This window comes from Streptomyces sp. NPDC002870 (assembly GCF_042888505.1).
Classification (GTDB): Bacteria; Actinomycetota; Actinomycetes; order Streptomycetales; family Streptomycetaceae; genus Streptomyces.
The window spans coordinates 1-15,673 of record NZ_JBIAPW010000062.1 but is presented as its reverse complement, the minus strand read 5'-3'; the positions used below and the strand labels follow the sequence as shown (position 1 = coordinate 15,673).

At 68.3% G+C, this 15,673-nt stretch carries 15 protein-coding genes and 1 pseudogene; 8 read left to right on the top strand and 8 right to left on the bottom strand.

Annotation, left to right across the window (positions count from 1 at the left end; genetic code table 11):
- Nucleotides 1-50: 50 nt before the first annotated feature.
- The 4 genes and pseudogenes from ACFYWY_RS37360 (at nt 51) to ACFYWY_RS37345 (ending at nt 3,365) form a co-directional block, all read left to right on the top strand.
- A complete protein-coding gene (locus ACFYWY_RS37360; RefSeq protein ID WP_389195706.1) occupies nt 51-680 on the top strand; it encodes a hypothetical protein in 630 nt (209 codons plus the stop codon).
- A 245-nt stretch (nt 681-925) separates the two neighbouring features.
- Nucleotides 926-1,087 (top strand): annotated as a pseudogene (locus ACFYWY_RS37355) (DNA helicase); the annotation flags it as partial.
- 182 nt (nt 1,088-1,269) lie between these two features.
- Nucleotides 1,270-3,213 carry a HEAT repeat domain-containing protein gene (locus ACFYWY_RS37350; RefSeq protein WP_389195703.1) on the top strand — a complete coding sequence of 648 codons (1,944 nt, stop codon included), beginning with the start codon at nt 1,270-1,272 and terminating at the stop codon, nt 3,211-3,213.
- Nucleotides 3,210-3,365, top strand: a complete 156-nt coding sequence (locus tag ACFYWY_RS37345; RefSeq protein ID WP_389195700.1) for a hypothetical protein — start codon at nt 3,210-3,212, stop codon at nt 3,363-3,365. Before ACFYWY_RS37350 ends, ACFYWY_RS37345 begins: the two co-directional genes overlap by 4 nt.
- A gap of 424 nt (nt 3,366-3,789) precedes the next feature.
- On the opposite strand, the gene ACFYWY_RS37340 is transcribed toward ACFYWY_RS37345, so the two are convergent.
- Entirely contained in the window at nt 3,790-4,227 is a 438-nt protein-coding gene (locus tag ACFYWY_RS37340) for a PaaI family thioesterase (protein WP_389195697.1), read from the bottom strand.
- On the opposite strand from ACFYWY_RS37340, the gene ACFYWY_RS37335 reads away from it, so the two are divergent.
- Both ACFYWY_RS37335 and ACFYWY_RS37330 read left to right on the top strand, forming a co-directional pair.
- Nucleotides 4,226-6,208 carry a DUF6777 domain-containing protein gene (locus tag ACFYWY_RS37335; RefSeq protein ID WP_389195694.1) on the top strand — a complete coding sequence of 661 codons (1,983 nt, stop codon included), beginning with the start codon at nt 4,226-4,228 and terminating at the stop codon, nt 6,206-6,208. The two genes, ACFYWY_RS37340 and ACFYWY_RS37335, sit on opposite strands and share 2 nt — an antisense overlap.
- Nucleotides 6,209-6,352: 144 nt before the next feature.
- Entirely contained in the window at nt 6,353-6,538 is a 186-nt protein-coding gene (locus ACFYWY_RS37330) for a hypothetical protein (protein ID WP_389195691.1), read from the top strand.
- A gap of 65 nt (nt 6,539-6,603) precedes the next feature.
- Here ACFYWY_RS37330 and ACFYWY_RS37325 read toward each other — a convergent pair whose 3' ends face one another.
- Nucleotides 6,604-7,164 carry a TetR/AcrR family transcriptional regulator gene (locus ACFYWY_RS37325; RefSeq protein WP_389195688.1) on the bottom strand — a complete coding sequence of 187 codons (561 nt, stop codon included), beginning with the start codon at nt 7,162-7,164 and terminating at the stop codon, nt 6,604-6,606.
- 153 nt (nt 7,165-7,317) lie between these two features.
- Between ACFYWY_RS37325 and ACFYWY_RS37320 the strand changes: the two genes are divergently transcribed.
- Both ACFYWY_RS37320 and ACFYWY_RS37315 read left to right on the top strand, forming a co-directional pair.
- Nucleotides 7,318-7,851, top strand: a complete 534-nt coding sequence (locus ACFYWY_RS37320) for an SDR family oxidoreductase (protein WP_389195709.1) — start codon at nt 7,318-7,320, stop codon at nt 7,849-7,851.
- A 64-nt stretch (nt 7,852-7,915) separates the two neighbouring features.
- Nucleotides 7,916-8,724, top strand: a protein-coding gene (locus tag ACFYWY_RS37315) for an IS5 family transposase (RefSeq protein WP_389195685.1) whose coding sequence is annotated in 2 segments (ribosomal slippage) — nt 7,916-8,258 and nt 8,258-8,724 — 810 coding nt in all. Because the reading frame shifts where the segments join, the coding sequence is not laid out codon by codon here.
- A 157-nt stretch (nt 8,725-8,881) separates the two neighbouring features.
- On the opposite strand, the gene ACFYWY_RS37310 is transcribed toward ACFYWY_RS37315, so the two are convergent.
- The 6 genes from ACFYWY_RS37310 to ACFYWY_RS37285 form a co-directional block, all read right to left on the bottom strand.
- Nucleotides 8,882-9,547 carry a TetR/AcrR family transcriptional regulator gene (locus ACFYWY_RS37310; protein ID WP_389195682.1) on the bottom strand — a complete coding sequence of 222 codons (666 nt, stop codon included), beginning with the start codon at nt 9,545-9,547 and terminating at the stop codon, nt 8,882-8,884.
- Nucleotides 9,548-9,578: 31 nt separating this feature from the next.
- Nucleotides 9,579-10,040: an ATP-binding protein gene (locus ACFYWY_RS37305; protein WP_389195679.1), complete on the bottom strand. Its 462-nt coding sequence runs from the start codon at nt 10,038-10,040 to the stop codon at nt 9,579-9,581.
- 266 nt (nt 10,041-10,306) lie between these two features.
- Nucleotides 10,307-11,704: an amidase gene (locus ACFYWY_RS37300; RefSeq protein ID WP_389195676.1), complete on the bottom strand. Its 1,398-nt coding sequence runs from the start codon at nt 11,702-11,704 to the stop codon at nt 10,307-10,309.
- A gap of 5 nt (nt 11,705-11,709) precedes the next feature.
- Nucleotides 11,710-11,898, bottom strand: a complete 189-nt coding sequence (locus ACFYWY_RS37295; RefSeq protein WP_389195673.1) for a hypothetical protein — start codon at nt 11,896-11,898, stop codon at nt 11,710-11,712.
- The gene (locus ACFYWY_RS37290; RefSeq protein ID WP_389195671.1) at nt 11,895-13,835 is read right to left on the bottom strand and encodes a propionyl-CoA synthetase; all 1,941 of its coding nucleotides are present in this window, start codon (nt 13,833-13,835) and stop codon (nt 11,895-11,897) included. The genes ACFYWY_RS37295 and ACFYWY_RS37290 overlap by 4 nt, the downstream gene beginning before the upstream one ends.
- 91 nt (nt 13,836-13,926) lie before the next feature.
- On the bottom strand, nt 13,927-15,345 hold the full coding sequence (locus ACFYWY_RS37285; RefSeq protein WP_389195668.1) for an MFS transporter: 1,419 nt from the start codon (nt 15,343-15,345) through the stop codon (nt 13,927-13,929).
- Between the last annotated feature and the right edge of the window lie 328 nt (nt 15,346-15,673).

The window sequence follows — 15,673 nt, the reverse complement described above, 5'->3', positions numbered from 1 at the left end:
CGCTCGTTCTCACATTCTCGAGAGCATGCGAAAGAGGAACGAGAATTCTCATGAAGCGTAGTATCCGGAAGAGCAGTCTGGCCGTAGCCACCGCCTCCATCCTCCTTACAGCCGGCGGTGTACTGATCCCGGCGAGCGCAGCGTTTGCGGCACCGACGCTGCAGAGCCCGGCGGTGGCGGCAGCCAGCAGCGACCACGGGAAGAGCGACAGTCACAAGAAGCGGGACGGTCACAAGAAGCGGGACGGTCACAAGAAGCGGGACGGTCACAAGAAGCGGGACGGTCACAAGAAGGGCGACGGTCACAAGAAGCGTGGCGGCCACGACGACTACTGCCGCAGCGGCACAGGCGGCGACGGCACCGGCGGCAACGGGACGGGCAGCGATGCTCCCGTCTGCCAAGCTCCGGGCGGCACCGGCACGGGCGGCACCGGCCGCGGCGGCAGGGGCAGTTGTGGTGGCCGCGATGGCAATGGCCGCAATGGTACGGGCACCAACGGCAACGGCGGCGGCCCTTGTCCGGACACGCCGGCCCCGCATGCTCCTGGCAAGGACGACACCGGCAGCCCTTCTGCTCCGGAACCGGCCCCGCAGGCTCCGCCCAAGGACGACACCGGCAGCCCTTCTGTTCCGGACGCGCCGGCCCCGCCTGCTCCGGCCGACGACGTCATCGTCAAGTGACCGCGTGGGGGAACACGCCAAAGGCGGATGGCGCAGACCTGGGGACGTGGCTCAGGACGGTCTCCTCACCCTGGTTTCGGGTCTCGTTATGTCGCCGGGCGTCGCCTGACTGGAAGGCTCGTGAGGATCTTGGGTTCTTGCCCCGCCGCATCTGCGGTGGGGCAAGACCGGTTCCCGTGGCGGTGGGGGTGCCCATATCTCTTTGGTCAAGCCCCGCGCGGACGGGGTCATGACGTGTGGGGCCCATCTACGGCTGGCCCGGCGCCCGCGACGTCATGACCGGCTTCGACGGCCACGCCCCGTCCCTGTCGCAGTCCTTCCGCTTCGGCCCCCGCCTCGCCGCAGAGGCCAACCGGTGGCTGACCATCGCCGACGCGTCGATCCGTCTGACCGGCACCGACGACGTACGGAAGGTTGACTGATCTCAACGAACCTGGACCGGGGCCCCCGCCGCCAGCTCACTGCCCGCGGGGCCCGGGTGGTCAAAATCGGTTGAGTCGTTGGTCAAGGTTCGGTGAGATCAGGGAGCACACTGCTCGGCTGCCGAATCGCGGCCGGGGCAGCAGGTCGCTGAGGTCATGGGGTGGGAGTGACGGGTATATCGCTGGAGGCGCTGGACGCGGTGCCGTGGGACCGGCTCGAGTCGGCGCTTCCGCAGCACCCGGTACAGGAGGTGCCGCGCGCGCTGCGTCGCCTCGCACTGGCGGGCTGGGCCGCGACGGAGGAGGACTGCTACCCGCTGTTCTTCTGTCTTGCTGCGGGGAACGGGCGGGTGAGCTCCGCGGCGACTGCCGCGCTGCCGTACGTGGTTGGGCTCGCCGCTGATCCGGGCATGGGGGCGCGGGTCACGCTCGTCGAGCTGTTGGAGTGTCTGTTCCGGGAGGCAGCGACGGCAGAGCCGCATTTGGTCGACGAGGAGTGGCCCGCGGCATGGCGACGCCACCGGGGCGCGGTCCGGGCGCTGCTGGCCGATCCGGACCCCGAGGTGCGGCGGGCAGCCATTCCCGTCGCGGGCGGTGTCGCACCGCTGCTGGAGCGGTGGCGTGCCGAGGCGGATCCGACGGTGCGTCTGCCGGTGCTGCTCGCGTTGGGTGTGGCCGCGGCTGAGGCCGCCGACGCCGCCACCGAGGGGAGCGCGGCCGGGGTGGCCGAGCACGGCGGCGCGCGGGTGAAGGACGGGGCCGCGCGGGTGGAGGACGGGGCCGAGCCGGTCGAGGAGGCGCGGGCGGTGCTGGCCGGCGTGCTGCGTGACGGCGGCCCCGTCATGAAGGTCGCCGCCATGCACGCCTGGGCGTGCCTCGACCCGGACGTGCCGGTCCGGCAGGCCGACCTGCTGGTGGAGATTCTCACCGACACCGACGTGCGGCCACAGTTCGAGGCGGTCTGGTGGGTCCCGGGCGTCGAGGACGCCTTCTCCCGCGAGGACGTCGTCTCCTGGACGGGCAGTCTGTTCGACCACGCCCCCAAGACAGCGGCCTCGTTCGTCGTCCGGCTGGCCGAAGCGGCAGACCGGATCGGGGACACCGACCTGTGCCGGGCCGCCCTGGACGAGGCGTGGCGGCTGCTGGTGCTCCGGCCGTCTGCGGCACCCGCGCTGCTGCCGGTGGCGGGCGGACTGCTGGCCAACCCGGACGACGCTGTGCGACTCAAGGCGGCGAACCTCCTGGCGATGCTCGGCCGGCGGGCGGCTGTGTACGCCGACCGGCTCGCCACGCTTGTCGACGACCCGGGTGAGGACGGTGTCACCTTCATCGAAGGTACCGTCGGCGACTACGCGCGCTGGGCGCTTGCCCGGATCGGCGACATGCGCGCCCTCCCGGGGCTCGTGGAGCAGCTGTATGAGCCGTATCGGGAGCATTACTCACGCAGCTACTGCAACGGCGACCCGCGGCTTCCGGACATCGACGACGTCCTGGTTCCGCTGCGGGCGCACGCGGACGTCCTGCTGCCGGCATTGCGGGAGGTGATGCGGCACCACGCCGCGCACAACGGCGGCCACGGCCCGCTGACGGGCGCCTTCCTGCGAGTCCTGGAGGCGTGGGGGCAGGATGCGCTACCGGCCCTGCCGGAGGTCGTGCGGTTGCTGGACGACACGCGCGGCTCGCTGTCGGCCGCCGATGTGCTGGCGGCGATGGGACCGGCCGCGGCGTGCGCAGAGCCCGCCCTGCGCGGTTGCACGATCCTTGATCACCCGGCAAACCACTGGAAAGTGGCATGGGCCGCCTGGCGCATCGGCGGTGACGCTCCGTCGGCGCTGCGGCTCATCGGCAACGCGGTGCTGCATGAGGAGGGCCCGTTCTACGGACCGGTCTACCTCCTGGCCGGCTTCGGTCCCTCTGCCGCGCCGTACGCCGACCGGGTTCGGCACATCATGGAGAACACCGAGGGCCGGCACCGGATGCAGGCCGCGGTCACCTTGTGGTCGATCACGGGCGAGCCCGAGCCCAGCACGTCGGTGCTGGAGGACTTCGTCCTGCCGATCGCGACGGCGACGACAGCTACGGGACCTTCGGTGACGCGCTGCGGTCCTTGACCCGGATCGGCGTGATCACGCCGGCGGTGCGTACCGCGCTTCGGACGGTGAAGGGGTTCGACCGGCGCCTGTCGCCGTGCAGGGACTACCGGGCGTTCCTCCAGGACGAGGAGCTTCGGGCCGTGATCGAGGAGGTGCTCGCCCTTCCGTGAGGCGGGTGCCTCGACAGGCGCGGACAGAGCGCCCATGCGCCGTAAGCCAGTCGCGGACGGGGGGCTTCGGGCAGGCCGGTGATCACCTCGAATGCGTCGTGTTCACGACATGGGCGTTCCTGATCGCCGGGTTCTGGGTGAACGCACTCTGTGCTTCGGCGAGTTGCGGAATGAGATCGAGGGCGTCAGCGATACGCACGCCCCGTCGGACGGGGACGATGCCTTTATCTGCCGGGCACATCGACCAGGCAGTGGTACGTGTTGGACATGTAGGCCGGACTCAACTGCCCCCGAGTTCTGGAACCCTGGCGGGTCGGCAGCCGGTGTCACGAAACCCGGGGCGGCATGCTCAACTACGGCGGGCACCATTCGCGAACCTGCAGAGCTGGGGACTGGGCTCTCATCGAGGAGGTCAAAACTCAAGCTAACGAATGGTCTGGATTCGTGCGGTCGCCGTCGCCACAGCCACCGGCCTGTCGTCGGGGCCGATGAGCTCACCGGCGAGAAAGCACACGTCCTTGCCGCGCTGCACGATCCGTCCGCGCCCCAGAAGCCGTCCGGGGTGGGCGGGGCGGAGGAACTGGACATGGAGATCGAGCGTCGGCGCGAACTGGTTCTCCGGCAACGTCGCGACCAGTGCCGGACCCAGGGTGTCATCGAGCATCGCGGCCAGGAACCCGCCCTGGATCACGCCGACAGGGTTCGCGAACTGATCGCCCGCTTGGAACGCCACCTCGATAGTCCCCTGCTCCGGATCCACGCCGACCAGTTCCCAGCCGAGGAGCACCGCTGCAGGTGGCGGTGGGACCCGCCCCGCCTGCACATCCCAGAACAACCCACGCCTTTGCGTATCCATCTCCATGAGCCACATTGAACAGGCCGCCACTGACAACCTCGGGAGACGGATCCCTCGCGCCCATATTCTGCTGGTCACAGCCAACACACGCACTGGCATCAGCGATGCCCTGCCGCGCCTCCTGCTCGCTGATCGCCTTCGTCCAGCAAGCGGCCAGGAACCAGCGACCCCCTTCCCCTATGGGGACGCTGTTCTCTGTCAAGTCCCGAAAAGTAGTGGCGTGACGCGATGGCAAGGCTCGGGGCGTACTCGTGAGGCGGGCTTTGAAAAAGTCGGTGGCCTCATGATCCGTGCCTCCCGGACATGGAGCGATAATGGCCTTAGGGAGGCGCATCAGAATATTTTCTGTTTCCTCGATATCTATGCGGTTGAGGAGAGTGCCGTGAGTTCCCTACCACCTTCGTCCGAGCGCCCCACCGGCCCTCCCTCTGGTCCGCTGTCAGGCCGGCCCTCGGGTGAGCAGCCGCCGGTACCTCCGCCCCCACCTGGGCCACCGCCCCCACCCGCGCCACCGCCCCCACCGGGGTCCACGGGTCCGCCCGGCGGACCGGATGAGCCAGGTCGGCGCCGCGGAGGACTGTCCCCCGGGTGGCGGACGCGGAGAACTTTGCTGGGTGCCGGCACTGTGGTCGTGGGTGCCGCGATGGCGGTGATCCTCACGGTCACCCTCCCCGGCGGGAAAAAGGGCGGTGGGGAGGTCTTCCTCCAGACTGCCTCCGCGGCCGGCCCTGATCCGTTCACTCCGTCGACCGCCACCCAGGACAAGGACGCCGCAGCCTCGTCCGCAAACCCTCGTACGTCATCGGCCGGCGCCGAGGGCGGCACAGGCGCCCTCGTCGTCAATGGTTCCCACCCGGGACTGTACGGCGGTACGCAGAACGTCGCGAGCTGTGACGTGGAGAAGCAGATCAAGTTCCTCACGGGGAACGGCGACAAAGGGCAGGCCTTCGCCGGAGCCCTCAACATCCGGCAGCCCGAAGTCCCCCAGTACATGAGGTCCCTGACGCCGACTCGGCTGGTCTGGGACACACGCGTCACGAACAACGGGTACAAGAACGGCGCGGCTACCAGCTATCAGGCCATCCTGCAGGCCGGCACGGCCGTCCTCGTCGACGACCGCGGCGTTCCCCGCGTCCGCTGCGCCTGCGGCAACCCCCTGGCTCCGCCCGTCGCCGGCGAGGGCAAGCAGAAATACACCGGCAGGCAGTGGTCGTCGTTCAAGCCCTCCAACCTCGTTGTGGCCACACCCGCCGAAAAGCCCATGAAGGCCGTGACGATGTTCGACCAGGAGCGCAAGGGCTGGTTCCAGCGCCCGACCGGCGACCTCCGGGGCAAGAGCGACGAAAAGGTTCCAGCCCCGAGGGGCCAGCCTGCCGGAACGCCGTTCCCTGTCCTGCCCCCTCCTGAATCGCGCGAGGAGCACCACGGCAAGGAAGAGAAGCACCCGGGGAAGGACAGCAAGGAGGACAAGGACAGCAAGAAGGGCAAGGGCGAACCCAAGCAGGGCGAACGCGAGGGCCAACCGCCGGGCCAACCGCCGGCCAAACCGCCGGGCGATCCCAAGCAGGGCGATCCCCCGCAGGGCGATCCCCAGCAGGGCGAACGCAAGGGCCAACCGCCGGTCAAACCGCCGGCCAATCCGCCGGGCGATCCCAAGCAGGGCGATCCCCCGCAGGGCGAACGCAAGGGCCAACCGCCGGTCAAACCGCCGGCCAATCCGCCGGCCAATCCGCCGGCCGATCCGCCGGGCGATCCCAAGCAGGGCGATCCCCCGCAGGGCGATCCCCAGCAGGGCGAACGCAAGGGCCAACCGCCGGGCCAACCGCCGGCCAATCCGCCGGCCAATCCGCCGGCCGACCCCAAGAAGGTCGACCCCAAGAAGGTCGACCCCAACAAGGACCAACAACCGGCGCCGGTTGTGCCGCCGGCCCCGGAGCTGCCGCCGGCCCCGGAGCCGCCGCCGGCCCCGGAGGCGCCGCAGGGCTGAAGCGTTCCGAACGAGAGGGTCGGTCACACGCCCCCGCTGCACCAGGGATGCAGCCCAAGCCACCGGCCTCGGTGGTCGGTGGTGATCGGCCGGAACCGCCGGCGTGTGCTGGTGTCAGGCGCTGATGTCAGGAGAAGCTTCGGCTTGGCGCGCAGCCTCGAAAGGGCCCGGGAATCCGTCGGTAACAGGGCGATGTCCTTCGACATCGAGATCGTCTGCGCGCCGCACGAGTCGGACCAGCGGCTCGTTGCTTACACGACCGAGCCCGACCCTCCCACCGCCCACGTCCTGCGAATTCTGGCCAGTTGGAACGCCGCGCACCGCCGCTGACCGGCCTTGGCTGGAAACCAGAAGCTGCCTCTCCCGATCCACAACGCTTGTTCCCTCCTCCGACCTCACCGGTCCGCGTCCTGTCGGCGAAGGCCGTCGAGGATGACGTTCATCAGAGGCCGTGCCGTTGATTCCCACTCATCCCGGTCCAGTCGGCCGAGGTAGGCGATGAGCAGGAGGACCCCGTGGGCGTCCACATCCGTGCGGATGGAACCGGCCGCTTTCCCGGCGTCCAGCAGGTGACCGAGGGCGCCTTCGATGGGGTTCTGGCTGTGGGCGACAAGGTCCTGCCACGCCGCCGACTCGAGCGCTGCCAGGACGCCACGCTTGATCTCGGCGTAGTCGATCACTTGCTCGAGCCAGTGACCCAAGGCTTCCACGGGCTCGTGTTCCGCCAGCAGAGCGGAGGCGGCGGTCACGAGTTCTTCGACGTCGCGCCGGTAGACCTCGGCGAGGAGCGCTTCGCGATTGGAAAAGTTCCGGTAGAGCGTTCCCTGTCCTACACCGGCGCGCTTGGCGATCTCGTTGAGGTGGACGTGGTTGGACTCAGCGAGGGCTGCGCGGGCGGCCTCCACGATGCGGGTCCGGTTCTGCACCGCGTCCGGACGGCGTGCTGGCGCGCTCATAGGCCTCTCCTGATGTTCCGCCTCTGATAAGTGGACACGTGTCCGGTAGGAGCGCAGCGCGCCGCAGCGACCGCATCGACGCCATAGCGCAGGACATCCGGGAGGGGGGGCCGTGCTGCCACGTGCGTCGTCGACGTCACCAAGGCCGAGGACCTGCAGCGCCTGGTCTCCACCACCGTCGACCAGTACGGCCGTATCGATGTACTGGTGAACAACGCCGGCATCGCCCCGATCAGCCCGCTGGCCGACCTCGACACCGAAGGTTGGTCAGCCATGATCGATGTGAACCTTCGCGGCATGCTCAACGGCGTCGCCGCCGCGCTGCCCGTCTTCCGCGAGCAAGGGTCGGGCCACCTGGTCAGCATCATCTCTGTGGCTGGCCTGTCCGTGTCCCCCTCGATGGCTGTCTACGCCGCGACCAAGAACGCGGTGCGCACCGTCCACGAGGGGCTGCGCACGGAGTCCACGGACGGGGTGGTGCGCACGACAGCCATCTCGCCGGGATACGTCCGCACCGATCTCGCCGACTCCATGGCAGACCCGCACATCCGCGAGCAGACGCGCAAGAACATGGACGCGATGGGCATCCCTCCGGCGGCGGTTGCCCGCGCGGTGGCCTTCGCCATCGAGCAGCCCGGCGACGTCGAGATCGGCGAGATCAACGTCCGCCCCACCGTCCAGGCCTGACACTTGCTGTCACCGGTCAAGTAAGACGTCGTTTCTTATGGTGTGATCGTTCGTTGAACCGTGCATGACGGATCTGGTTGAGCGGCTGGTGCCGGACGAGTTGTGGGTGCTGTTCCGGCAGGTGGTACCTCCGACAGAGGTGAAGCGTCCACAGGGTGGGGGCCGGCGACGGGCGGGCGACCGCGAGGCGCTGGCAGCGATCATCTTCGTGGCCACCTCGGGCTGTACGTGGCGGCAGCTCCCACCGGTGTTCGGTTCGTGCTGGCAGACGGTCTACCGGCGCTTCGCCCAGTGGGGCCGGGACCGGGTCTGGGCGAAGCTCCACCGTGTCATCCTCGACGAACTCGGTGCCAGAGGTGAGCTGGACTGGTCGCGGTGCGCGATCGACTCCGTCAGCGTGAGGGCGGCAAAAGGGGGCTACTGACTGGACCGAATCCGACCGACCGCGGCAAGTTGGGATCGAAAATCCACCTGATCACGGACCGGAACGGACTGCCGCTGTCGTTGGGCTTCTCCGGCGCCAACATGCACGACAGCCAGGGACTTGAGCCGCTTGTACGGGGCATCCCTCCCATCCGATCCCGCCGCGGCCCGCGCCGCCGACGGCCCGCGAAGCTGCATGCCGACAAGGGCTACGACTACGACCACCTGCGCCGATGGCTCCGCAAGCGCGGCGTCCGGCACCGCATCGCCCGCAAGGGAATCGAGTCCTCCCAACGGCTGGGCCGCCATCGCTGGGTGGTCGAGAGGACCGTGTCCTGGCTGGCACGCTGCCGACGCCTGCACCGCCGCTACGAACGCAAGGCCGACCACTTCCTCGCCTTCGTCGGCATAGCCGCAGCCCTCATTGGCTACCGCCGGCTCACCAAATGAAACGACGTCTTAGGCGCTGGGCACATGCGGTCTGCCATCCGGTACGCAGGTGGGAATGAAGTGGCGGGGCATTGCTGCCCCGGTCGTCGTGTGCCCTGTTGACCGATCTGTGGCGGTCAACAGGGCACGACGCGTTCATCCTGCGGTTGTCAGTGGTCTATCGCTTCCCCGGTTGCTCGGCTTGGTAGCGGCTGAGGAACATGGCGACGGCCTCCTCCACGACCAGTTCGATGGGAGGGAGGTTCTTGATGGCTTCGCCAATCGCCATGACGTGCGGCCAGATGGCGAATTCCTGGATCAGCCCGAGGAACTGGCGTGCCGCCAGGTCTGGATGAGGGCAACTCAGGGCGCCAGAATCGGTCATCTCGTTCAGGCACCTGCTGAACATCTCCGCAAGCGGCGCCTTGCCGAGGCGGTAGAAGTCCGCAGAGACCCAGGGGAGCTTCCGGGACTCGGAAATGACCAGTCGAGTGAAGGCGACCTGATCCTTCTCGTTGATGAAATCGAGGATGGTCGCTGCGAAGTGTCGGAGGAAGCCGGCCGGGTCGGAGTAGTCGCGATCGAGGCTCGCTTCGATGTCGTCCAGTCCGAAAGCCGCCCAGTGGTACTCCATGGTGGCCCGGAAAACCGCCTCTTTGCTCCCGAAGAGGTTGTACACGGTTTGTCTCGCCACGCCGGCGCGTTTTGCGATGAGGTCGAGATTGACGCCGTCATAACCGGATTCGAGGAACAAGTCCTTCGAGGCTCGCAGAATCTTCTGGCTCGAGGCGCTTCGAGGCTTCTGCGTGCCACGGATGACCGGCTGAGGGCTCTCTGTGGGCATTGCTCACCTTCCGGAGGGTGTACGGGCCAGTCTAGTTGTGATCTCCTTGCGGCGAACTGTCAGTCCCGGGACAAGCGGTGGCCGCCGTGGCGAGGCGGTAGTCGACGCGGACGCGGGTGCCGGCGGTACCGGCGATGTACTGCACAGAGTGCGCGAGGCATTCGACGATGTGCAGTCCGCGGCCGTTCTCCCCTTCGGCCTCGGCGGGCTGCTGCCCCCTGACGGGGGCGGTCCTGCCGGTGTCGGCGACCTCGATGGTCAGCGATTGCGATGAGGCGGTGACCGTGATCGTCATGGTCTCCCGTCCGTGTTGAGCCGCATTCGCGGCGAGTTCTCCGGTGATCAGCAGTGCGGAGTCCTGATCGGCGGGGCTGATGCTCCAGGCCGGCAGGCGGTCTGCGACGTGACGGCGGGCAACCGGCACATAGCGCTCCTGCGCCGGCAGGGAGAGGGACGCCGGGCGGAGCCCTCGGGGGTGCGGGGGGGTGGCCATGACTGGCGTCATGGTCGGGGCTTGAGGTGCAGGTGTCTTGATCATTGGGTCCACCGGTGGGAGGATTGGACTGGACGGTACAGTCTAATCCTGTGTTGTCTCGAATGTCACCATCTGGTCCCTGCCGAGTGTTTCAAGAGGGTCCTGTCCGCCCACCTGCGGCCTGCCAAAGGCGCCGACGACCTCATCGTCAGCGTCCGCCTCGACGGGGCTGGCCTGGCGCTGAACGCCGGCACCCTGGCGCGCAGCATCGCTCCTAGGACGGGTCAGGCCGCGAGAGGCGTGGACGGCCCGAGGGTGCCCCGCTCGTGCTCGTACGCCGCCGCGGCACGCAGCAGGGTGGCCTCCCCGAATGGGCGGCCCATGAGCTGAATGCCGATGGGCAGCCCCGTCTCGTCGAGACCGACGGGAAGGGAAACGGACGGCATTCCGGTGATGTTGGCCGGGGCGCAGAGCCTGACGTAGGCGTCGGTGACCGTTTCCATGGTGCCGTCCGCCCACTGGAACTCCTGCTGGTCGGTCGTGGCCGCGGTGGCGGGGACGCTGGGTGCCGCGATGACGTCGACCCGGTCGAACAGGCTCGTCCAGGCGCGGCGCATCAGGGTCCTGGAACGCTGCGCACGGAGGTAGTCGGTGGCCAGGACCAGCGCGCCGGCCTCCAGCAGCACCCGCACATCCGCGCCGTAGAGCTCTGGTGCCCTACGGAGGTCCTCCTCGTGGTAGGAGGTCGCCTCGGGGATCATCAGCCCCCACTGAGTCGCCTGAACGTACTGCGTCATCGAGATCTCGACGTCCACCAGCCGGGCGCCCAGCCCGGCAAGCTCCGCCACGGCTGATCGCACCGCGGTCTCCACCTGCGGATCGACGTGGTCGAAGAAGTAGTTGACAGGCACGCCCACGCGCAGTCCGGTGAGGTCCCGGCCGAGGTCGCGCAGGCAGTCCTCCGGCGCTCGGTGAATGCTGGCGAGATCTTCGGGATCGTGGCCCATCAGGGCGTTGAGGACCAGTCCCGCATCCTCGACGGTGCGGGTGATCGGGCCGACGTGGTCCAGGGACCAGGACAGCGAGGTCACACCGTGCCGTGAGACCAGGCCGTATGTGGGCTTCAGCCCCACCACGCCGGTCAGCGCCGAGGGGACTCTGATGGAGCCCCCCGTGTCGGTGCCCAGGGCGAAGATCGCCTCACCCGCGGCCACCGCGGCGGCCGATCCGCCGCTCGATCCACCGCAGACGCGCTCGGGCGCCCAGGGGTTGCGGGTCTGCGGAGTGATCAGACCGTACGCGAATTCGTGGGTGTGGGTCTTGCCGACCAGGACGGCGCCAGCCCTGTCGAGCAGGGCCGCCACGGTGCTGTTCTTCCTTGGTACGCGTTTCGCCCGTACCAAGGAACCGGACGTCGTCGGAACGCCTGCGGTGTCGATGAGGTCCTTCAGCCCCATGGGGATCCCGTGGAGCGGGCCGCGAGGACCGCCCGCGGTGATCTCTCGTTCGGCCCGGGCCGCCGACCGGCGCGCGGATTCCGCCACGACCGTCACGTATGCGTTGAGGTGCTCCTCCACGGTTCCAATCCGATCGAGGACCGATTCGGTCAGTTCGACAGGCGAAAGCTGACCGGCGACCATGGCTCGCGACGCTTGGCCGAGGGAGAGCTCGTACGGCTGCATGCTCCTCACTCCTCTGCTGCGACGTAGGCGGGCGCCGGGGGCGTCTCGCCGAGGTGGAGCTCGCGCAGTGCGCCGAGAACGTTCTGGACGTGGTTCGCCGTGGCGGACACTGCTCCCAGTCGGTCGTCAGCCAGCGGCAGTCCCGCTCTCTGGGACCACTTCGCCACGTCCTCCGGAGAGAGATCGAGGGTCATGGACCGGTCCTTTCTGGGTGGCCCCCCATAGGAGATGAGTCGTTCCGCAGGATGTCCCGGAGGGTTTCGAGCACCGCGGGATCATCGATGGTCGAGGGCGGAACCGGGTCCGCGCCGTCCGCGATGTCACGCATGGTCCGCCGGAGGATCTTGCCGGAACGGGTCTTCGGCAGGGCGGTGACGACGTCGATCCGGCGGAGGGAGGCCACGGCTCCGATGTCGTGGCGCACCCGGTTGACGAGCTCCGCGCAGATCTCCTCCGGGGAACGGTCGACGCCGGCTTTGAGGACGACGAACCCGCGTGGCACCTGGCCCTTGAGCGCGTCCTGGACGCCGATGACGGCACATTCGGCGACATCCGGATGGGCACTGAGCACCTCTTCCATCGCGCCACTGGACAGGCGGTGCCCTGCGACGTTGAGTACGTCGTCGACGCGGCCCATCACGTAGACGTAGCCGTCTTCGTCCTTGTGGCCGCCGTCCCCGGTGAGGTAGTACCCGTCGTACGTGGAGAGATAGGAGCTGATGTAGCGCTCGTCGTCGTTCCACAGGGTGGTCAGGGTGCCCGGCGGGAGCGGCAGTCTGATGGCGACCGCTCCGTCCTGCTCTGGCGGTGCCTCGCGGCCTGCGCCGTCGAGGATCCGCACGTCGTAGCCGGGTACCGGCAGCGTGGGTGACCCCGGTCTCGTCGGGTGCGGTTCCAGACCCATGGGATCGGCGACGATCGGCCATCCGGTCTCCGTCTGCCACCAGTTGTCGATCACCGGCACGTCGAGCAGGTCGCCGGCCCAGTGGTAGGTCTGCGGGTCCAGTCGCTCTCCCGCCAGGAACAGATGGCGCAGCGACCGGGTGTCGTGGGAGCCGAGCAGCTTGCCCTCGGGGTCCTCCTTTTTCACCGCGCGGATCGCGGTGGGTGCGGTGAACAGCGTCGTGACGCCGTAGTCGGCTACGACTCTCCAGAAGGCCCCGGCGTCGGGGGTTCCGACGGGCTTGCCTTCGTAGAGCACGGTGGTACAGCCGGTGATCAGCGGCCCGTAGACGATGTAGGAGTGACCTACGACCCAGCCGACGTCGGAAGCGGCCCAGAAGACGTCGCCGGGGTGGGTGTCGAAAACGTACTGCATCGACCAGCGCAGCGCGACGGCGTGGCCCCCGTGGTCGCGCACCACACCTTTGGGCCGACCGGTGGTGCCGGAGGTGTAGAGGATGTACAGCGGGTCGGTGGCTGCGACCGGCACGCAGGGCACCGGTTCGGCCGCGGCGACGGCTTGGGCCCAGTCCAGGTCCCGTCCGGCGGTGAGCGCGGCGGCGCGCTGAGGACGCTGGAGCACCACGCAGTGGTCCGGCCGGTGGTCGGCCTGAGCGAGGGCGTCGTCGAGCAGGGGCTTGTAGGGCACGACGCCCTTCGGCTCGATGCCGCACGAGGCCGTGATGACGACCTTGGGCCGGGCGTCGTCGATCCGCACGGCCAGCTCGCGGGAGGCGAACCCGCCGAAGACCACCGAGTGGACCGCGCCGATGCGGGCGCAGGCCAGCATGGCGATCACTGCCTCGGGGATCATCGGCAGGTACAGCACCACGCGATCGCCCTTGACCACCCCGAGTTCGGACAACAGCCCGGCGACACGGGCGGTCTCGTCGCGGAGCTGCCGGTACGTGTGCGTTGTGCGGCTGGCTGTGAGCGGGCTGTCGTGGACGAGCGCGAGGCGGTCCCCGTGGCCCGCGTCGACATGCCGGTCGACGGCGTTGTGGCAGGTGTTCAGCTTCCCGTCGGGGAACCAGCGGTACAGCGGTGCCCGGGAATCGTCCAGGGCACTCGATGGGGGCACGGTCCAGTCGATCGCCTCCGCCGCCTCCAGCCAGAACCGCTCGGGGTCTTCGAGGCTTAGGTGGTAGGCGGCCGTGTAGCTGCCCGTCTGCGGCGATGTTGCTGCCATGGCGGTCCTCCTGTCTCCGAGAAACGCGGTACGGAAAGTCGTTCTCCTCGTCCCGAGGCGGTAACCGCCTCGGGACGAGGTTCTTTGTCGACTACTTGCCGGTCACCGATGCCGGGACCGTGGTTGCCGACAGGGGCGTGGTGCCGGCAATGGCCTCGACCGAGAGGCCGGTGGTGCGGACGCCCCATGCGGCGAGGGAGATCGCGGGCACGAGGAGTGCTATGGCGACGAGGGTGAAGACGGCGACCGCTCCTCGGCTGTAAAGGAGAGGGACGAGGTAGAAGGGGGCCGCGACCGCTGAGAGTCGGCTGAGAGAATAGAGGATGCCGGTGGAGGTGGTCCGCAGGCTCGTGGGGAACTGTTCGAACTGGTAGACGCGGCCCGAGTTGGACATCAGGTTGGCGGTGAGGGTGAAGAAGAAGCCGCAGGTAACGATGGCAACCGCCGAGTTCGCGCTGCCGTAGCCGATCCCGAAGGCGGCCATGCCGCCCAGGGAGGCCGCGACGAACCACTTCCTCTCCAGTTTCTCCATGAGAACCATGGAGAGGAAGGAGCCCAGGGGGTACCCGATGAAGGACAGGCTGAGGTACATCAGCGAGTCGGTCACGGTGTGCCCCTTCTGGGCGAGGGCGAGTGTGGCCACATTGCTGAAGCCGTAGTACCCGACGGGTGCGAGGATCCACAGCATGCCCATCAGCACGGTGCGGCGGGTGTACGGAGCGCGGAAGATCGTCTTGACGGGCAGCGGCGTGGTCTCGGCGAGCTCCGGCTCGTCCGCGTCCTGGGAAGGGACCCAGCCGCGGGCCATGGCCGCCTCTTCGAACCGGCGGGTGACCTCGTCGGCCTCGGTGATGCGGCCCACCGATTCGAGCCAGCGTGGGGACTCGGGCAGCGACCGCCGGATGAAGAAGGTGATCAGGGCGCCCAGGGCACCGATGGCGAACATCCAGCGCCAGCCGCTGATGCCGAGCAGGGTGCCGTCGGCGAGCAGCATGCCCAGGAATCCGACCAGGGGGACGGCGATGTAGGCGGCTGTGTAGGCCCGTGCCGCGTAGTAACCGCGCTTGCGGGGCGGCAGCACGTCTCCGAGGTAGGCGTCGGTCACGGGCAGTTCACCGCCGAGTCCGACGCCTGCGACGAAGCGGAGCAGCAGCAGAGTCCACAGGTCAGGTGCCAGAGCGCAGCCCAGGGTGCCGACGGTGTAGAAGCTGAGGGTGATCATGTAGCACTTCCGTCGGCCCAGCCGGTCGGACAGCCGGCCGATCACCGCCGCTCCGACGAAGGCTCCCACGAACACGGATGACAGGAGCAGGGAGAGCTCGAAGGTGCCGAGCGAGAAGGTGGTGACGAGCTTGGTCGCCAGGACCGCTGAGACGAACCACTCGTAGACCTCGAAGAAGTTGCCGATGGCGACAACGAAGATGAGGCGCTTGTGGGCGCCGGTGACCGGCAGCCGGTTGAGTCGGGCAGCGACGGAGAGGCCGCTGGGTGGAATTGCAGACTGTGGCATTTTTCTCCTCCACGACAAAGCGCCCATACTGCGTCATACTACGCGTTGAATTGGATTGGACAGTACAGTCCACTTCCGTGGGGGAGCAAGAGCCGCGCGCGAATCGTTGCGGGCCGATGACGTCGGGTCCGCGCCGCGGATCCTCCTGGAGCCTTGCCCGTGAGTACGGAGTACGGGTGCAACTAGACGCGAGAAATTTGCGTTAAGGTGAGCTGCTTGCGGAACAGGATCTAAGCTTGTCCTTTAACCTCGCGCCGCGACGGACGGCCGCGCGATGAGGCAAATTGCGATGCGCGTTGGCGGCATGCTGGTCAGACTCTCGGGCATG